This window comes from Rossellomorea aquimaris (genome assembly GCF_008180865.1).
Lineage (GTDB): Bacteria > Bacillota > Bacilli > Bacillales > Bacillaceae_B > Rossellomorea > Rossellomorea yichunensis.
Map to the genome: position 1 here is coordinate 1107325 of NZ_VTEX01000001.1, position 18119 is coordinate 1125443.

Below are 18119 nucleotides of genomic sequence, written 5' to 3' on the forward strand. Positions count from 1 at the left end.
ATACAAGTTAGACCGAGGTCTACTGTATAGTATGATGAGGGAGTATGAGATATGTTGTTATAGTGGTTTTATTTTTTATTGTGGATCGATTACAATCGTAAAAGCTTTTGTTGAACAACTTGGGCTAAGTTTTCCGTACGAAAGGGATGTCTTGAAATCGCAGAAATGATTGCTACACCGTCCGCACCAGCTGCCAACACTTGAGAAGCATTTCTCGAATGAATGCCTCCGATCCCGACAAGGGGGATATCGATACCATTTGTTCTTATTGATCGAATGATTTTAGGGCCACTGACCTCTCTACAATCATTCTTCGTATTGGTAGGAAACATTGGACCAACTCCAAGATAGTCTGCCCCTGACTCCATAGCTAACCTTGCTTCATTCACGTCATGAGAGGAGACACCAAGTATTCTATTTCCTATTTTCCGACGGACTTTTTCGATAGGTTCATCCTCCTGACCGATATGTACTCCATCAGCGTTCAATAATAAAGCCAGCTCTACATCATCATTCACGATAAAAGGAATACCGTGTTTACGACATAAACGCTGCAGCTCATGAGCCAGCTCAACTTTCGCATCACCTTCTAAGGCTTCCATACCTTTTTCACGAAATTGAAACATGGTAACTCCGCCTAAAAGGGCTTCCTCTAATACATGTGCCGGATGCTTCTCACAATTAGGGCTTCCCATCACAAAATATAACTGCAGACTTTCTTTTAGATTCATGCATTCATACCTGCATGGTACGCCCAATGATTCGTTGGTCCGTGCTCACTCCCAATTCCCAGTGAGTCACTGATTGCGGCAGTGATAAATTGTTTGGCTGTTTGGACAGACTCATTGACTGTAAGTCCTTTTGCTAATTGTGCGGTAATCACAGCAGAGAATGTACAACCTGTTCCGTGAGTATGTGGTGTGAAGACTCTCGGACTGCTAAACTCATAAAATCTTTTTCCATCAAAGAGGATGTCAGTCGCTTGACTAGATTGAGCATGAGATTGATGCCCGCCTTTTATCACCACATGTTTAGCCCCCATTTGGAATAATATTTTAGCCGCTCTTTTAATGTCAGCTTCAGTGAGGATTTCATGCCCGGTTATGGCCTCCGCTTCAGGAATGTTCGGCGTGACCACAAACGCAAGGGGGATCAATTCATTGATCAAAGCGTTAACGGCTTCCCTCTCCAATAAAGCTGCTCCCCCTTTTGCTATCATGACAGGATCCACAACGAGCTTCTTCCAGGAGTGTAATCGAACAAAGTCGGCAACATGAGAAATAATGTCTTCGTTCACCAGCATGCCCGTTTTGATGGCTTTGGGAGGTAAATCTTCAGCAATCGAGGTTAATTGATTAATGACAGCCTCAGCTGATAATGGATACACACCTTGTACACCTCTAGTATTTTGCGCCGTCACTGCTGTGATGGCAGACATTCCATAGACTTTCAGCTCCTGAAACGTCTTGAGATCTGCCTGGATCCCAGCCCCACCGCCACAGTCAGATCCGGCAATCGTCAATGCTTTTTGAATCATGTTGTTCTCCTCCCTTTATCCCAAGTAACGATGATAAACCGATTTTGCTTCCCTTATATCTTTTGTTCCGTGAACGAGAGTACGTCCATCACGAAAGAGTACGATTCGATAAGATTCAACCTCGAATGAAATCAAATATGGATTTCTAACAACTTGTTTCCCCTGGAGTTCTAACGATTTTGATCGTTCAATAAGATCGATGCCAGGTTTTGTAACTGGACGGATCTGAACTGAATCCCTCCCACAAAGGACTGCTGTTTTCGTTTGATTTTCGTATTTCAGACTGGGGAATGTACGATGCTCTCCACATGAAGGGCATCCATCCCTTTTCAGCTTGCTCACATCCAGGGAAGTATGCTCATTTTTCCATAAATCAAACGAGACCACTTTATTACCCAGTGCCTCCATGTCTTCTACCAGTATCTTTAATGCTTCTGTAGTTTGATAGGCCACAACTGTGGAAACGGCAGGGCTGATGATGCCCGCTGTATCACAGGTCATTCCACCGATTGGAAAAGTGTCGATCAAACATTGAAGACAGGGAGTGATACCGGGAAGAATAGTGAATGATATTCCGTAACTTCCAACACAAGCACCATAAATCCAAGGAATGGAATATTTTTGAGAGATATCATTTATGATCATTCTTGTATCAAAGTTATCCGTTGCATCGATGATAAGATCTACGTTCTTGGCAAGTCTCAACATCTCTTCTGGCATGGCATCCAGTATATGCTCTTCAATATTTACAGTTGAATTAATTGCTAGGAGTCTTTTTTTTGCCGCTACAGCTTTTGGGATGCGGTTTCTTGCATCTTCCTCGTTATACAGCTGCTGACGTTGTAAATTACTCCATTCTACATAATCACGATCCACAACCGTCAACTTCCCGATACCAGCACGCACCAAGGCTTCTGCATTGCCTGTTCCCAGTGCTCCCGCCCCGATCAGCAACACATGTTTATTTCTTATTAACTTTTGTCCCTCTGTTCCGATGGGCTGAAACAGCGTTTGTCTTGAATATCTATCTTCCATCAGACACTCATACCCTCCACTGGGCTGCTTGCTGTTGCATAACGTTTCTTCGGAATTCTTCCAGCCTCATATCCGAATCGTCCACCTTCAATCGCAAGTCTCATAGCATTCGCCATCATAACGGGATCGTTCGCAGAAGAAACGGCTGTATTGAGTAATACAGCATCAGCCCCGAGTTCCATTGCAAGAGCTGCATCTGAGGGAGAACCAATTCCGGCATCCACAATGACCGGTACCTTTGTTTGCTCAATAATGAAAGTGAGATTGACAGGATTGATGATTCCCTGTCCAGATCCTATAGGGGAAGCGCCCGGCATGATGGCATGGGCCCCCAACTCTTCCAATCTCCTTGCAAGAACAACATCGTCAGAAGTATAGGGAAGCACTGTAAAGCCTTCTTTTATTAATTCTTCTGTTGCTTTCAGTGTTTCGACAGGATCGGGAAGTAGCGTTTTATCACATCCGATCACTTCTACCTTAATCATGTCACAGAGCCCTGAAGCTCTCGCCAATTGTGCATGCCGGACCGCTTCCTGAGCACATTTAGCCCCTGCCGTATTCGGTAATAATGAATAGTTTTCAAGATTCAGTTTTTCTAAGAAATTAGGTTGACCAGGTTCAAAGATATTCATGCGCCTTACCGTGAACGTAAGAATTTCCGCACCAGAAACCTCGACAGCTCTTTTCTGGATATCAAAATCAGGGTATTTTCCCGTTCCCAGTAAAAGTCTTGAATGGAATGTGTACTTTCCGATTTTCAACATTTCAACCGCCTCCTACAAATTGGACTAACTCTAAGATATCCCCATGTTTCACTTTGGTGGTCTTGTGCTCTTGTTTTTCAAGAATGGTTTGGTTCTGTTCAACGATGATCATTCGGTTTTCCAGGTTAAAATGATGAATCAATTCCAATACTGTTGTAATTGATTCCGGCACCGTGACCAGCTGACCGTTAATTCGTAATTCCACCTTCTCATCTCCTTACGTATGAAAGTAGGGGATGGGATTCCTTCCCCTCTATCAGATCTGCAATCAATACCCCTGTTATTGGCGCCAGGAGTATACCATTACGATAATGCCCCGTTGCAATGGAAAGTCCCTTCCATTCCTCACTTCTCCCCATAAACGGCACCCCTTGTTCTGTTTGAGGCCGTATCCCGGCCCAAGCTTTTTCCCACTTGGCATCAACCAATTCTGGAAGGATGGATGTGGCCAAATGCATAAGGCTCATTAATCCACCTATGGTAATCTCTTCATCGAAGGTATGGGGGTGCTCTGTTGCACCTATTAAAAGACGCCCCCACGCTTTTGGAACAATGTAGCAGCCTTCTGTAAAGATGGTCCTCTCCACTATTTTTCCAGGGACTTGAACGGAAAAGCATTCACCCTTAACTGGAAAACTTTTGAACTTTATATCCAGTCGATCCAAGAGGAATCGACTCCAAGCACCGCCAGCTACAATCGTTTCATCTGCATAAAAGTCACCTTTAGACGTCCTGACTCCAGTAATTTTGTTTCTCTCTTTCATAAAATCATACACGTCTGTATATTCACTGATTTCTGCACCCTGCATTTTCGAAGCCGACCCTAAGGCTTGTGTAAGCTTTGGTGCTGAGACGTTCCCATCCTTCGGAATATATAATCCGCCTGCCAGATCTTTTGAAAGATGAGGTTCATAGGAAAATAGAGTGTTGGCGGAAAGCCATCTAATTTGTTCCCCTCGTGATGCTATAGAAGCCGTTTCTACTAACTCCTGTGCTTCCTCCTCCGTTCTCGCCAGCTTAATCATTCCATTTTCCACATATTCAATGTCCATTCCACTGATCTCTTTCAAATCCCTTGCTAAAGAAGGATACATATCACGGCTCTCCTTCGCCAGATGATACAAAGGGCCGTCCCCCTTCAATTCGGTTTGAACGCCGAGCATGCCTGCAGCTGCTTGCGATGCTTTTCCTGCCAGTCTATCCTTCTCTATCAGGAGAACTTTCTTTCCTCTTTTGGACATTTGATAAGCAATGGAGCAGCCTATCACCCCTCCACCAACAATCAAAGCATCATACTGTTTTATCAAGCTACCTCACCCCCTGTGTAATTGTTTATAATAGGATCGGGCTGCCTCTAATGGATCTTTTGAAAGCAAAATACCTGATAAGACAGCGACTCCTTTTGCTCCGGTTCCCGTAACCTCACACACGCGTTCAGGTGTAATGCCTCCTATGGCAATAGTGGGAATCGGGACGGTTTGAACCACTTTTTCTAAGCTTGCCAAACCTCTGCCAGGCATACCCCGCTTTGAAGAAGTAGAATAGATATTTCCATAGAGCAGGTAATCCGCTCTGCTTACCATTGCCTGTTGTGCTTCTTCCACGGAATGGACAGAAGCTCCAATCTGTAAGGAAGGAAAAGTACTCTTCACTAAGCTGATATCCGCACTTTGATGGCCAAGCTGCACGCCTCTTACATTCTTCATAAAGGCAATGTCTGCCCGATCATTGACACATAATTTTGTTAATGGAACTCCTGCTGCTACTAGTCGATCTATGGCCACAGCCATTTCTTTCCCCGTCCACTGCTTTTCGCGAAGATGGAGCATGTCGAGATATGGATAAACGGACTTCGAGATTTTCACTAATTCTTCCACTGATTGTTTTCCTGTTGAAATCACATGTAATTGTTTTCTCGTTTCAATTCCCATAGCGAACATCCCCCGTCGGAAAAATAGGTAGATGGATAGAAAAATAGTAACTGAGCGCAATCATGATGAGAATGCTCCCCAAGAAGTATCCATCATACTTGGAAAAGGTTACGCTGTAGTAATAGGTTCGTTGCCCACTTCCTTTAAAACCTTTTGTTTCCATGGCTACGGCAATTCTGTGAGCTCTTCTGATGCTCTGGGCAAGCAGGGGTATGGAATGCGATTTCAATTTATGGAATACGTGCCTTATTCCTCTCCGTTCTTCAACTCCCCTGACTCTCATCGCGTTTCGTATCGTCAAGAATTCTTCAATCATGATGGGGATTAATCTGAATCCGGCCATAAAACTATACGCATACTTAGGTTTTAATCTCAGTTGCTGCATGAGGGAATAGAAAAGCTTCACCGGTCTCGTAGTAAGAGCAAATAGTAATCCCAATATAGCGAATACGATGGTACGCAATCCAACATGGATCCCCCGATAAAAGCTCTCTTCGGTAATGTGGATCAATCCCCATTTCATCCATGTTGTTTCACCTTTCCCAAATAAAATCATTGATGAAGCTGTAGAGATGAAAACAAGAAAAAAGGGTAGGATCATTAAACTGACGGTTCTATATGAATACCCTGAGAAAACCCATAACAGGAGAAAAAGGAGAAAGCTCAAATATAACAACAAGTTAAGATAATGAATAAAAAGCAGAATTACAAAAATCCCGATCAAGGTCAAGAGCTTAAAGCTGGGATTGATTTGATGGAGCCAGGTTTCTCTATGCTCGATTTCTATATTCATATTGCTTTCCTACCAGCAATCTCATTAAAGAAATCCTGGGTGAGACGCCCATTTTCAATGACCCATACTCTGGATGCAAAGTGAGTAATGATATTTTCATCATGTGTCACCATCAGAATGGTAGATCCTTCTTTTTGATAGTCTTGAAGCATCTCAAGTAACGCAAACGTATTTTGAGAATCCTGGCCAAAGGTCGGTTCGTCCAATAATAGAATATCTTTATTCCTGACAAGTGACGCTGCGACGCTTAACCTCCGCTTTTGCCCCATGGATAAATGATAGGGATGATGATGTTTGTATGGATCAAGCTTGAATCGCTTCAATAGTGCATGCACCTTTTCCTCCACTCTTCCTTCATCCACTCTCATGAGCCGAAAGGTATACGCAACTTCATCAAACACACTGTGTGTCACAAACTGAAACTCGGGATTTTGAAAAACAAACGTACATTCCTCGGGAACATTCTTTCCATTCACCTGTCTTCCATATAATTCATACGTCCCTGTCGTTTGGATGAATGTCATGAGACTGTGGAGTAATGTTGATTTCCCGGCTCCGTTCTTTCCGGTGATTGCAATCCATTCACCTTTAAAGCTGACGGCATTTTCAAGGTGGATCTTCTCCTCTTTTTGTATATATCCTTTGAAGTTCTCTAGCTTTAGATTCTTTTTTCCAAACGGGGCAACCTTCTCCGGAGGATGGGAAGAAAGATAATCTTTCCACGCCCCCGGATACCATACCCCTACTGATTTCAATGTTTCCTTGAAATGTGATAAAATGTGAGCCTTTGGACCATCAGCCACTATCCTTCCATTCACATCGAAAAGAATAATACGATCAATGATCTCCAATACGTGAGTCAACTTATGCTCAACGATAAGTAACGTTTTATCTTTACATGTCGTCTTCACTGTTTCCCATACAGATTTGGTGCTTTCTTCGTCTAACATGGCTGTAGGCTCATCCAGAAATAGTGTTTGGGGATGGCGCGCAAGAGCAGAAGCAATGGCCAATTTTTGCTTCATCCCCCCTGATAGAGAGGAGATTTTTGTATGGGAATCCGTCAGACTTAAATTCACTTTCTCTAACAGATCGTTAATTATCTCTCGCATTTCGTCTCTTGGAATCTGGTTGTTCTCCAAAACAAAGGCAAGTTCCTCATCTACATAGGGCATACAAAATTGAGCGTCCGGATCTTGAAAGACATACCCGAAGGATTCAGGACGCTCAATCGAGTCAGCTTTCATCGGCACATCTATCGAATGGGGTATCACACCGGATAAAACCTGGAGGAGTGTGGATTTTCCACAACCAGATGGCCCCAGTAGCAATACCTTTTCCCCGTCTTCTATCGAAAGGCTTATGTCTTTAAACATCAGTTTCTCTGAACCGGAAAATGTAAGGCGCAGATTTTCAATATGCATCGTCCTTCCCTCCTTTACTGATTCAGGGCATCATAATCTTTTTGGTCCGCACGTCTGACCAAACTGGTTACCCCCGTTTTCTCCAAAGCCTTAACAAGATAAAAGGCTCCCATGCCTGCTATCACGATGGATCCTATTAATCTGGCAACAATAAAAAGTGACAAATTCCACAGAACGAGGTCTCCCATGTACCCTTTAAAATAGTCCATCAGAATTGAGCCAATTGCTGAGCCCACAGCTGCTGTACAAATGATGAGGACATCATAACGCTTATAGCGGGTGATAAGAAAAATCAACTCTGCAAACAAACCTTGGATTAAACCGAACAATAGTACCTCGAGACCCCATTCACTTCCCATCAGAAATTCCCCTGAAGAGGCAGCAATCTCTGCCAGAAGTGCGACGCCAGGTTTCCGAATGATTAAAAAAGCCACGGTTGCAGCCATGAACCACATGCCATAGATCAGTTGATCAGCATGCAATCCAAATGGCTTTAATAGGTTGTAAACCGGTCCCCATAGCTTATAGATAATCCCAAAACCTATGGAGATCACGACCGTTACTAAAATGTCCGTCAGCTTTAATTTAGACATGTATTCTACCTTCCTTACCTAGAGATGCCTGAAACGGCCACTTCTCAAGTGTGTATGCCATTTCCCAAAACTGTAATTCATAAATGCTGCTCAAAATGAAATTCTCTTTCATTCGTTCCTTATCTGTTTCTGTCATCGTTTCTGCCAATACATCCAGTCGCTGGATCTGTTCTTCTACTAGCTCCCCAAACCACTCTCCACCATAAGCTGCGATCCACTCCTGATATATGACCTCCTCAGGTGTACATGATTTCAAGCGTTCACCGATCTCATAATACAACCAGTAGCAGGGGAGTATTGCCGCCAGGATATCTGCGAGCCCCCCATATTGTGCGGAACGATACATATGCGACGTGTAGGCATAGGCAGTTGGAGCAGGTTTGAACTGCCGTTTTTCTTCTTCCGTAATCCCTAAACGGTTTGAGAAATTTTCATGAAGGGAAAGCTCTGCTTCATTCGTTCCTACTGCGTGTGTTGCCATTCTGGATGTAGTATGTAAATCTGTTGCTTTGGCTGCACCGAGTGCCTGCACCTTCGAAAAGTGTGAGAGGTAATAGGCATCCTGCAGAATGTAGTATCTGAAGTTTTCAAGGGGGAGGGTTCCATCCCCGATACCTTTAACGAAAGGATGGTGAAAACTCGCTTCCCAAATTTCCTTCACTTCGTTTCTTAAGTACGCTGTAAATGACATAGTATCTTTCTCCTTTTCCAGACGACCCGAAATGGGCAACAAAAAAAGCCACTTTCATTATGCATAGTGCATACAGAAAGTGGCTTGAGATCAGTTTGATAGAATTCGATTCTATGTGACCGTCAAACACCACTTCCCTACGCTGGTTTCAACCAGATCAGGTTCAAAGGGTCTTAAAGTCACACTTTAATCTCAGCCTTTTAGAAGGCACCCCTAGTGGATCGTCCTATGAAATTTTGTATTCGATGTTATCGTACCACGATTCTTTCACTTGTCAACAGCAAAAAGAAAACCTTTCATCATTTTTCCACCTGCCCTTTCCACGCAAAATCAATCATAGCAAAGGATACGCCCTATGAAAAATTAAATGGAATTCATTTAGCGTTAAACTCTTTCAAAGCAAACTTAAGTGATTGCCAGGAATGTATAAATATACATACGATAGATTACAGTAATACAAAAACTACCATAAAAGCAGGGACGGACCTCCAACATGGAGGTCCGTCCCTGCCCATCATTTAAACCATCCTTTTTCTTTTGATTGCGTGATGGCTTCGATTCGATTTTTAACTTCAAGCTTGTCGAGTATGGTTGAGATGTAGTTTCGGACGGTGCCCGTTTTGAGGCTAAGCTCCTCGGCTATCTCCTTCGTGTTTTTCCCGTCAGCAACCAGCTCCAACACTTCTTTTTCACGGTCAGTCAGGGGGTTCTCTTCACTATACACATCGTCCATGAGCTCCGGTGCATAAATACGTTTACCCTCCATTACAAGACGAATAGAGTTCGCCAGTTCTTCACTAGGGCTGTCCTTTAACAAATAACCCTTCACGCCACCTTTTAATGCACGCTGGAAATAACCGGACCTTGCAAAGGTTGTCAGGATAATCACTTTGCAATTTTCGCCTTTTAATTCCTCTGCTGCTTCAAGACCTGTCTTTTTAGGCATTTCAATATCCATGATACAAATATCCGGCTGCATCTCGTGAACGAGGGCAATGGCCTCTTCTCCATTTCCTGCCTTTCCAACCACTTCCATATCATCCTCTAAACTAAGTAACGAGCCTAAGGCACCTAATAGCATTCGCTGGTCTTCTGCAATGACAATTCGAATCATTCCATTCCCTCCCTGTCTGTTTGCTTGATCACTTTCGGCACTCTCATAATCAAAGTGGTCCCATTCTCGGAAAAAACGTCTAAGCTCCCATTCACAAATTCTAACCGTTCTCTCATTCCGATTAATCCGCTGCCTTTAGACTGTGTGTAATCTCCCTCGATTCCCATTCCATCGTCCTTCACTATGATGGTCATCTCTTTATCCGATTCTTCGATGATCAGCTCACAGTATGACGCCTTGCTGTGTTTGACAACATTCGTCACGGCTTCTTTTAGGCACATGCTCAAGATATTTTCCAGAAAGAGTGATGCCTGGGGCAGCATGACCTCATCATCCATCATGAAATCAATTTCCGCTGCCTTTAATAGCTGTTTGATCCTTACGATTTCGTCTTTTAGTCGAATTCCCCTCATTTGAGATACCATTGTCCTTACTTCACTTAAAGCCGTTCGTGCCGTTTGCTGAACATCCTTTAATTCGCTTCGGGCCTGCTCTGGATCTTTGTACACCAATTTTCTGGCCAGATCGCTTTTCAAGCCGATAAGAGAAAGCTTTTGACCCAGTGTATCGTGTAGATCACGGGCAATCCTCTGGCGTTCCTCCTGCTTGACCAAGTCTGAAATACGTTTATTAGCATCTTCCAACTGGTCTTCGAGCTGCACCTGTTTATTTCGGTTATAAATGTTAAACGGCAACAGAATGACACTTATCCAAATGATCAGAATAAAAGGAAATTGAGATAAAAATAATTCATCCTGTATAACAAAATTATAATTGATCGATGCCGTCGTTAACACCAAGTGAATGATATATAGGGTTAAAAACGCCACCCGGTTTTTTATATTCCCATTATAGTAGGCAATGTAAAAAGCAAAATAGATAAAATTAAATTGAATGGTCATGGTAATGGATATCGCGATTAAAATCGATGTCCATAAATAAACCGGCCAATCCCTTGAAATAAAAGCAAATCGTAAAGAAATAAAGAACATGATGGTCAAGGAAATCCCTACAACTATTTCAATTGTAGAGGAGGACTGAAAGATAAAATAAAATGGCAGGATACTGATGATGCTCCATATGTACGGGGAAATTCCGGAACCTTTTTGTATGTTGATTAACTTTTTCGGCATTTGCACAATAAAATAACCTCTTTTACTTTCAGTTTTTTTAACTTTGTAACCTATAGTATGACATAAATTATACCCATTTTCATACAAGCGGTATAAGAATTCCCGCCCGTTTAGACAAGAAAATCGTATGAAATTCATCATTAACAAATACTAATATTTTCGATTCTGAATCGCCTTTTGCTTCTGCATGATTTCATAGGATTTATGGATAATATCTGTTAAAACATCACCTTTGTAAACTCTTCCAATTTTCGTGTTTTGCTGATAGTATTCAACGATTTCATCCAATTTCTCTGATGTTTCCTTATTAACCCTTACATTAAGTTGCATTCTTCCTTGATCTGACAAGGTTCGCCCTCCTCCCCTATCTATCTGTTAGCAACTGCTAGCACTTTGTTATCACTAGTATAACAGATGCTATCAATCATATATACCGACAAATGACATGAAAAGCTCGTTTCAATATAAAAAAGCCCGAGCGTCAATCCGCCCAGGCTTTCCGTTCAATTTTATTTAGTTTCAATCGAGATTTGTACTGGTTCGATATCCATCTTCACATTGAGATATGAGTAATCATCTTTGTTTCCATCTTTATAACCCCAAAAGCCTTCCGATTGATCTCCTTTTTTGAAAGTCAGTTCAAATCCTTCATCATTAGAAAAACTATAGCTTTTCACTACATCCTGTCCAAAGTTATCAAGAAGGCTATAGCTTAAATAATTTGCAAGTGAAGGGTGCGGAGTTAATACTCCTGTATGGGGAGCAGCAATATATTCGTAGTATTCATAGTCTTTTGTTGAAACTTTATGATTACTGATCGCATATTCCTTCGTGTTTAAATTTAATTGATCACCTGAGGTAATCCATGATAAGTGTACATTTTTATACGTATGCGATGATTGTGATAGATCTGACTGACTCAAATCTACTACAGAAACACCGCCTCTACCTTTTACCTCAATGGTTTTCGCTTCGTTATCCACTATCATCGCTGTATCTTCATCGATCCCATACGAGAATTCATTTTCTTCTCCATGCTCAGCAGTGGTTGCAATTAAACGTCCCAATCGTGCTTTTTTATCAAAATGCTGATCCACGATACCGTACGGGAAGAATCCTAATCCCTTTTCAAGATATCCAGGTCCGCCTTCTTGTTGAGACATGCCGTCATACGTATCAGTGAAGCCTTTTGATAGAGTGTCATAGCTTCCACCACCTGCGATCATCACATCGCTCATGATTGCAGCTCCTGCACTTGTACCGCCAAGAACGGCTCCATCACGATAGATCTCCCAAATATTTTCAAGAGCTAATGATTGAGTTCCATCTTGGTTTAACAATGTTTCGGTGATATCCGTTTGATCTCCACCGACAAACCAAATGGCATCGTACTCCAGTATACTTTCTGCTATATCCGAATTATTTTTATTATTCATCCAGTTAGACTCATCTTCCTCTGACTCTTTAAAATCATGGTTTGATAGAGGAAGAATGTCGATATTTTCTTGGGGTACACCGAATGATGACAAATCCTCTTTAAATGCATGTGAAGACTTTAAACTGGAACTTGCAGCAGGGATAATCCCGATCTTCCCATTTTCCCCTGCCCGATTGATAAATTCGCTGTACACTTCTTCATTACTACTTCCTAAAGCTCCTCCAACGATTACAAGGCTGCCTTTTGTTTCAGGATCAAAAGTACTTTCAGGTACTTCTAATGAGGAAGAAGTAAAGTCATGTGAAAGCTGATTTCTCTTATGAAAATGGACGGATACAGGTGAAACATTCATTTCCACATGCAATAGGGAGTATGAATCCTTTTGACCATCCTGATAACCCCAATATCCGTTTGTTTCATCTGTCTGCTTAAACTCCAGCTCAAAGCCATTTCCTTCACTATCGTAAATATAACTATTAATCTTACTTACCGCCTCATTGTCCACCAGGGAATACGACAGGTAATGTGGCAGTGTTCCATAAGATGATAGAATTCCGGTAGCCGATAGGGGTCTAAAGTTATAATATTCATAGTCTCTTGTTTCAACCTTATCCTCGCTCATGTGAAATTCTTTCGTTTTCACATTGAGCACATCACCAGGAGAAATATAACTAAGATCAATGTTCTTTATTTCTTTTCCTGTTAGTGTGGATTGAGATACATCCACTATCGTAATATTACTTCTGCCTAATACTGAAATCGTTTGTTTTTCATTGTTTACCACCATCGCTGTGTCTTCATCAATTCCATAGGCAAGATGATTTTTATTCGTTTCGTAGCGGATGGCTGCTGCCGCTAGTCTACCCAGACGTGATCTTTCATTAAAATGTTGATCCACAATTCCCCATTGAAAGAATCCAAGCCCTTTTTCAATATAGACAGGTGCATATTCTTCATTCGAATTGGATACGTCTTCCGTTATAAACTCTTGACGAAGCCCTCCTAAACTATCACCGCCTGTAATCATCACATCACTCATGATGGCCGCTCCGGCACTTGTCCCACCAAGAACGGCTCCTTTGCGGTAAACCTTCCAAATTTCATCTAAAGCTTTCGTGTTTTTTCCATTGCCCTTAAGTAATGTCTCTGTGATCTTGAGTTGATCTCCACCGACAAACCAAATACCTGTCAGCTTTTTGATTTTTTTTGTTATTTCTTTCTTTTGAGCGTTATCTTTCCATTCGCTTTCGTCTTCTTCTGTCCCTGAGAAATCATGAGCAGATAGAGGAAGGATTTCAATAGCTGTTTCAGCTACACCGTAGGAAATCAAATCTTCCTTAAATTGATTTGATGACTTCAGAGATCCTGAAGCAGAAGGGATGATTCCTATTTTGGCTTTCTTTTTACCCCCTGATAGTTTAATGAATTCTTCATAAACAGCCGAGTTGCTGCTGCCTAAAGCTCCTCCGACAATCAATAGACTCCCTTTGATGCTGTTTTCGTTTTTCTTGGCAAATGTACTGGAAGTTGCCAAGCTGCTCATAACTGCAAATACAGTTATAACAATGAATAGATTCTTCACTTTACCCCAATAACCATTCATCAACATTTCTCCCTTCTATTAATCTATTTTCAATTAATTATTATGCAATTTCCATGCCAACTCTAAAGTATCTGAATTATCAGTCACGCAAGAAGGAAAGGGTTAAAATGGGATGTTTATGGTGAGGCAATAAATGAACCAATAACAAAAAAACCTCTACATTCGTTTGGTTACGAATGTAGAGGGTCCATCTAATATCGATCACCCGATATTTTCCTCACAATATGAAAGAAGGAGACTTTCTTCATCTTCTTCTAATTCAAAGTCAAGATACGTCTCAGTGTTTCTTTCTACAATGGTCGACTGTACGATCCTGGAACCATTCTCGTCTCGAACAAAAATGACTTTTATGTAAATACCCTGTTCTCTGTATAGCTCATCATCCTCGGGTACTTCAATATCAAGAATAACTTCATATCGATCTCCATTTAGTATACCGGTAGGATCTTTCAGTTCCTCGGCACTATGAGTGGTAATATCCATTTATCTAACGTCCTTTCAATGTGAAGCAAATTTCTTTCATCATCCTATTATACACCTAAACCGGCGGATTTTAAAAACGTATTCCTCTATTCAGCCTAGTAAGTAAATGAATGGGCTTGCTCACCAAACTTCGTTATAATAGAAATAGATACAAAGTTTAAGGAGAGAATGCAATGAATTCTAAAGAGATGCAAGAAAAAATCATTGAAAATTATCAAAAGGACGAGCATATGATGATTCTTGTGTTTGCGCAATGGTGTGTGAATCATGACCTTGATCCTGCAACCCTTTATCAGAAAGCTTATCCCAATCAAGGGGAAAATCCCGCATTATTGCAAGGAATTGACTTAACGGTCCCTAAAGAAGAGTCTGAAGAAATTCCCGACACGACTTTACTGGGTGTCCTCTCCCTATTTGGAAACGACGACCTGGCTCATGTCGTCACAGAAGAAATCAGCAAGCGCCCTGGTAAAAAGGGATAATAGTAAGAGGGACGGACCTTGTGAAGGTCCGTCCCTCTTACTTTTCACATGAAATCAAAGTAGTAACGAATGATGTGAAAGAATATGGGGGATGTGTAGGTTAAACTGTCGACACGATTGAGGTAACTTTCTTTTAATGAAGCAAATTTTTTTTGATCACCGATCAGGAGATCACGTTTCAACACAGAAATCGTCAAGCTTCCTACGAAACCAGTTACGCTGATAATCAAGCCCGATAGGATTCCGAATTTCATATCGAGAGGAGTTAAAAAAGGATAGATAAAATAAGATACGCACGTCGTCACCAACACAGCAGCCAAAAAGCCTTCCCATGTAATGGCTGGATTAGAGGTTGGAACTACCTTACGCTTCCCGATGTATATCGATACAACAAACTGAACAATATCACTCACCTGGGTCAGCACAACTAAAAAAAGCACTAGATTCGCACCACTTGTTGGATTAGCAACCTGATAATAAGCAAGGTGACTTAACCCGAAAACCATCAGCATCAGCCCCCATTGTGTCGAGCTGACAGAGCGGAGGAACCCCAATGTCCCTTTCCCCAATAATCGTGGCAGAGGTAATAACAAAAACACATAAACTGGAATAAACACAATGAACATCCCATACCATCCAATATAAATCCAATAAAACTGAATGGGGATCGATAAGTAAGCCCACAAGAAAATCCTTCGATCCGCTTTTCTCGTTTGCATCATAGAAAAGTACTCTTTAAGAGAAAAAAAGCAGAGGATCATCAAGGAGAACATGGATACGATCGGATTAAACAGGGTAGCCAAACAAAAGACAACAAACATCCCCCACCAGGTTTTAACCCGTAACGAAATTCGAGAGAAATCTTTCCCTCTTTGCTTACTCTTAATCTGTAAAAATAGGATGTTCACTACCACCAAACCGATAAAAATAACAAATAAAGTCCATATGGCCGATTCCATATCTTCCTCCTTAAAATGACTATATTTCAAACGATAAAAAATACTGTATAATTAAGCATATGGGAAAATCTACTACTTTAAAAGAGGGAATGAGAAATGCAAAGTAATTATATTTATATTTTACTGACCGACACGGGAACTCTTTTTACCAAATCCATCAAGAAATATACAAAAGCACCATACAACCATGCCTCAATCTCCTTTGACCGAGACTTAAACGAACTATACAGCTTCGGGCGCAAACATCCAAACAACCCCATTAGTGGAGGATTTGTTAAAGAGGATATATTTCATGGGACCTACAGCAAATATCCCAATACCACATGTGTAATTTATCAATTAGAAGTAACGGAACGAGATATTGTAAAAATGAGACGGGTTTTAAATGTGTTCAAGAGGAGTCGCACGAAATTTCTCTATAATTTATTAGGGGTTTTCGGGGTATCATTGAATGAACCTGTAGAATTCAGTAACTCGTACTTTTGTTCTCAATTTGTGGCAGAGATTCTTCAACGCTCAGGAATCAAATTATGGAATAAACTTCCAGCTTTAATTACACCAGAAGATTTCAGAAATCATTCACATTTGAAGCTGGTATATGAAGGTATATTATTTGACTATGAACCAATCAAACGAAAAAAAGCAAAATAATCCCCCTCGATTACGAGGAGGATACTTCTTTAAGCCTCATCCACCTTTTGAAGGAGGTGAAATAGAAAATCGTATATGAGCTCATAGGTAGCAAGCATCGTCAGTCCTTCATGAAAATCAGGGAGATCGTTTAAAGTAATGTTTAAATCCCATAATCCATCCTCACCATTAAACAATAAGTCATAAGATGTTTGGCCTTTAAGAACATTTTCCAAGTAATCCTCAATTTGACTGCGATATTTTTTTTGAAGCTTCAACCCCAGCATCGCATCATACGTTCCAAACACGTCATCCACTTCTATCGAAACAGCCTCCACCCCGATCACATCAAACCAGCTCAATTCAAGGAAAACAAACTCGTTTTTATGTTTTTTCAAGTAGGTGATCGGCTGATTCAGGAATAGGAATGATTCTTGAGCGATTAGTTCTTCCGTTTCCTTTTCGCAACGCTCTATATAAGCTTCTTCAAAACGCGAACCGGATTCTCGTGCCCCTACCTTGTCAGCATCCAGTAACCCATTCTTAACTGCAAATTCTTTTTCCTGTGGAAATAAAGCAACGCTACCATTCGATTCTTCGATATACTGCAGTAATCTCTTTCTTAACATCCTTTACCCTCCGCAAATGAAATTTCTCTATTTCTTTTATGCACTACTCTAACTCTAAGTATACAGGACAGTGATCACTTCCGAGTATTTCAGCGTGGATTTCTGCGGTCTTTATAGCAGGTGTTAAACGGTTTGACACAATAAAGTAGTCAATTCTCCACCCAATATTCCGTTCACGGACATTACTCATATAGGACCACCAACTAAAGGCATCATCCCTTGTTGGGTGGATATGCCGAAAGCTATCGACAAACCCTTCCTGGAGGAGCATGGTCATTTTCCCGCGCTCTTCATCTGTAAAGCCTGAATTTCCCCGATTTGATTTGTCATTTTTCAAATCTATTTCTGTATGTGCGACATTCAGGTCCCCACAAAGAACAACAGGTTTATGTTGTTCCAAGTCGGTAAGATACTTCCGTAAAGTATCCTCCCACTCCAGACGTTCACTGAGCCTTGACAGATCCCTTTTTGAATTAGGTGTATATACATTCACTAAATAAAAAGAATTATACTCACATGTAATGATCCTTCCCTCAGGCTCTATATCTTCATTAATGCCATAAGAGACAGACAGTGGCTTCTCTTTAGTGAAAACAGACGTTCCTGAATAGCCCTTTCGCTTCGCATAATTCCAATATTGATGGTATCCATCTAATTCTAATGAGATTTGCCCATCTTGAAGCTTTGTTTCTTGAAGGCAAAAAATATCTGCGTCCATATGTTGAAAGTAATCCAAAAATCCTTTTTTTACACACGCTCTAATTCCATTTACATTCCACGATACTAGTTTCATATTAATCTATATAACTCCTTTACTCATTGCAATACCCTTTATTATCCTACCATAAAACCAACCGAAGACATTCATTATACTGATATA

Annotated in this window: 21 protein-coding genes and 1 riboswitch; of the genes, 2 read left to right on the forward strand and 19 right to left on the reverse strand. The window is 41.1% G+C overall.

The features are described from left to right. Positions 1 to 89: 89 nt before the first annotated feature. The 16 genes from thiE to FZC88_RS05570 all read right to left on the reverse strand — a co-directional run bounded on the left by thiE (position 90) and on the right by FZC88_RS05570 (position 14539). Positions 90 to 731 (reverse strand): thiamine phosphate synthase, encoded by a 642-nt coding sequence (thiE, locus tag FZC88_RS05495; protein ID WP_148993945.1) that lies wholly within the window; start codon positions 729 to 731, stop codon positions 90 to 92. Then, positions 728 to 1537, reverse strand: a complete 810-nt coding sequence (gene thiD, locus FZC88_RS05500) for a bifunctional hydroxymethylpyrimidine kinase/phosphomethylpyrimidine kinase (RefSeq protein ID WP_148993946.1) — start codon at positions 1535 to 1537, stop codon at positions 728 to 730. Before thiD ends, thiE begins: the two co-directional genes overlap by 4 nt. A gap of 15 nt (positions 1538 to 1552) precedes the next feature. After that, positions 1553 to 2572, reverse strand: a complete 1020-nt coding sequence (locus FZC88_RS05505) for a thiazole biosynthesis adenylyltransferase ThiF (RefSeq protein WP_148993947.1) — start codon at positions 2570 to 2572, stop codon at positions 1553 to 1555. Then, positions 2572 to 3336 carry a thiazole synthase gene (locus FZC88_RS05510; RefSeq protein WP_148993948.1) on the reverse strand — a complete coding sequence of 255 codons (765 nt, stop codon included), beginning with the start codon at positions 3334 to 3336 and terminating at the stop codon, positions 2572 to 2574. Before FZC88_RS05510 ends, FZC88_RS05505 begins: the two co-directional genes overlap by 1 nt. Before the next feature lies 1 nt (position 3337). Then, positions 3338 to 3541 carry a sulfur carrier protein ThiS gene (gene thiS / locus FZC88_RS05515; RefSeq protein WP_148993949.1) on the reverse strand — a complete coding sequence of 68 codons (204 nt, stop codon included), beginning with the start codon at positions 3539 to 3541 and terminating at the stop codon, positions 3338 to 3340. Between the two features lie 4 nt (positions 3542 to 3545). Beyond that, positions 3546 to 4643: a glycine oxidase ThiO gene (gene thiO, locus FZC88_RS05520; RefSeq protein WP_148993950.1), complete on the reverse strand. Its 1098-nt coding sequence runs from the start codon at positions 4641 to 4643 to the stop codon at positions 3546 to 3548. A 6-nt stretch (positions 4644 to 4649) separates the two neighbouring features. After that, positions 4650 to 5267 (reverse strand): thiamine phosphate synthase, encoded by a 618-nt coding sequence (locus tag FZC88_RS05525; protein WP_148993951.1) that lies wholly within the window; start codon positions 5265 to 5267, stop codon positions 4650 to 4652. After that, entirely contained in the window at positions 5257 to 6060 is an 804-nt protein-coding gene (locus tag FZC88_RS05530; RefSeq protein ID WP_148993952.1) for an energy-coupling factor transporter transmembrane component T family protein, read from the reverse strand. Before FZC88_RS05530 ends, FZC88_RS05525 begins: the two co-directional genes overlap by 11 nt. After that, complete coding sequence (locus tag FZC88_RS05535) at positions 6057 to 7484, reverse strand: ABC transporter ATP-binding protein (protein ID WP_148993953.1); 1428 nt, start codon at positions 7482 to 7484, stop codon at positions 6057 to 6059. The genes FZC88_RS05530 and FZC88_RS05535 overlap by 4 nt, the downstream gene beginning before the upstream one ends. 14 nt (positions 7485 to 7498) lie before the next feature. Continuing rightward, the gene (locus tag FZC88_RS05540; RefSeq protein WP_148993954.1) at positions 7499 to 8077 is read right to left on the reverse strand and encodes an ECF transporter S component; all 579 of its coding nucleotides are present in this window, start codon (positions 8075 to 8077) and stop codon (positions 7499 to 7501) included. Then, a complete protein-coding gene (gene tenA, locus FZC88_RS05545) occupies positions 8070 to 8768 on the reverse strand; it encodes a thiaminase II (protein ID WP_148993955.1) in 699 nt (232 codons plus the stop codon). The genes FZC88_RS05540 and tenA overlap by 8 nt, the downstream gene beginning before the upstream one ends. Positions 8769 to 8885: 117 nt before the next feature. Further along, positions 8886 to 8993: riboswitch (TPP riboswitch) on the reverse strand. 289 nt (positions 8994 to 9282) lie between these two features. Beyond that, entirely contained in the window at positions 9283 to 9882 is a 600-nt protein-coding gene (locus FZC88_RS05550; protein ID WP_148993956.1) for a response regulator transcription factor, read from the reverse strand. Beyond that, complete coding sequence (locus FZC88_RS05555) at positions 9879 to 11015, reverse strand: sensor histidine kinase (RefSeq protein ID WP_148994294.1); 1137 nt, start codon at positions 11013 to 11015, stop codon at positions 9879 to 9881. Before FZC88_RS05555 ends, FZC88_RS05550 begins: the two co-directional genes overlap by 4 nt. A gap of 150 nt (positions 11016 to 11165) precedes the next feature. Further along, positions 11166 to 11363: a hypothetical protein gene (locus FZC88_RS05560; protein ID WP_148968911.1), complete on the reverse strand. Its 198-nt coding sequence runs from the start codon at positions 11361 to 11363 to the stop codon at positions 11166 to 11168. A gap of 161 nt (positions 11364 to 11524) precedes the next feature. Further along, entirely contained in the window at positions 11525 to 14056 is a 2532-nt protein-coding gene (locus tag FZC88_RS05565; protein ID WP_148993957.1) for a cyanophycinase, read from the reverse strand. A 201-nt stretch (positions 14057 to 14257) separates the two neighbouring features. After that, a complete protein-coding gene (locus tag FZC88_RS05570; protein WP_148993958.1) occupies positions 14258 to 14539 on the reverse strand; it encodes a DUF6509 family protein in 282 nt (93 codons plus the stop codon). A gap of 173 nt (positions 14540 to 14712) precedes the next feature. On the opposite strand from FZC88_RS05570, the gene FZC88_RS05575 reads away from it, so the two are divergent. Further along, positions 14713 to 15021, forward strand: a complete 309-nt coding sequence (locus FZC88_RS05575) for a hypothetical protein (RefSeq protein WP_148968908.1) — start codon at positions 14713 to 14715, stop codon at positions 15019 to 15021. 44 nt (positions 15022 to 15065) lie between these two features. On the opposite strand, the gene FZC88_RS05580 is transcribed toward FZC88_RS05575, so the two are convergent. Then, positions 15066 to 15980, reverse strand: coding sequence for a phosphatidate cytidylyltransferase (locus FZC88_RS05580; RefSeq protein WP_148993959.1), 915 nt, complete (start codon positions 15978 to 15980; stop codon positions 15066 to 15068). Positions 15981 to 16076: 96 nt separating this feature from the next. Here FZC88_RS05580 and FZC88_RS05585 point away from each other — a divergent pair, with 96 nt between their 5' ends. Then, positions 16077 to 16631: a hypothetical protein gene (locus FZC88_RS05585; protein ID WP_148993960.1), complete on the forward strand. Its 555-nt coding sequence runs from the start codon at positions 16077 to 16079 to the stop codon at positions 16629 to 16631. Between the two features lie 29 nt (positions 16632 to 16660). Here the strand turns inward: FZC88_RS05585 and FZC88_RS05590 are convergent, their stop codons facing one another. Together FZC88_RS05590 and FZC88_RS05595 are read right to left on the reverse strand one after the other, a co-directional pair. Next, positions 16661 to 17239: a branched-chain amino acid aminotransferase gene (locus FZC88_RS05590; RefSeq protein ID WP_148993961.1), complete on the reverse strand. Its 579-nt coding sequence runs from the start codon at positions 17237 to 17239 to the stop codon at positions 16661 to 16663. Positions 17240 to 17282: 43 nt separating this feature from the next. Further along, on the reverse strand, positions 17283 to 18032 hold the full coding sequence (locus FZC88_RS05595; RefSeq protein ID WP_148993962.1) for an exodeoxyribonuclease III: 750 nt from the start codon (positions 18030 to 18032) through the stop codon (positions 17283 to 17285). Between the last annotated feature and the right edge of the window lie 87 nt (positions 18033 to 18119).